Origin of the sequence: Cetobacterium sp. ZWU0022 (genome assembly GCF_000800875.1) — a bacterium.
Taxonomy (GTDB): Bacteria; Fusobacteriota; Fusobacteriia; order Fusobacteriales; family Fusobacteriaceae; genus Cetobacterium_A.
On the sequence record NZ_JRJZ01000138.1, the window covers coordinates 1 to 467 of the forward strand.

1 protein-coding gene is annotated in these 467 nt (G+C 24.6%); it reads right to left on the reverse strand.

Annotated features, from left to right (window positions below):
* Positions 1-38: 38 nt before the first annotated feature.
* Positions 39-467 (reverse strand): hypothetical protein (locus L988_RS13850; RefSeq protein WP_047384110.1); only part of this gene is annotated, 429 nt, incomplete at its 5' end.

The following is a 467-nucleotide window of genomic DNA, read 5'->3' on the forward strand; positions in this document are numbered from 1 at the left end:
AATTCCTCCTGTTATATATAATTTCAAACTATAAATTTTTAGATTTTTATAGTTTGTTTTAAAACTTTAATATTGTTATAATCGTAAAAAATTATATTTTTTGCGTGTTGTGGTATCTCTACATCTATAACTGTTTCATTCCCATTAAATAATCTTCCAACAGGATATAAAACTGGCAATAAAACATTATTTGAATCTGTAAACCCTACAGCTAATTCATATCCTCTACCAGTTGAATTTTTAACATTCGATCTGAATTTCTTTTTTCCATCTTTTTCATAAAATTTTTCCTTAGATAATTCAAACGGTTTAGTTAAATCACCAACATGAGCAAACATTTCAAGTTTTAAAGCCTGTTTAATTTCAAAACTTTGACTTGTTGTTCCTCTTTTTAATTCTTTTAAATTTGGAGATTTCAAAGGCTTTATTTCTAAATTAAAAGAATATTCTCCATCTTTTAATTTTGA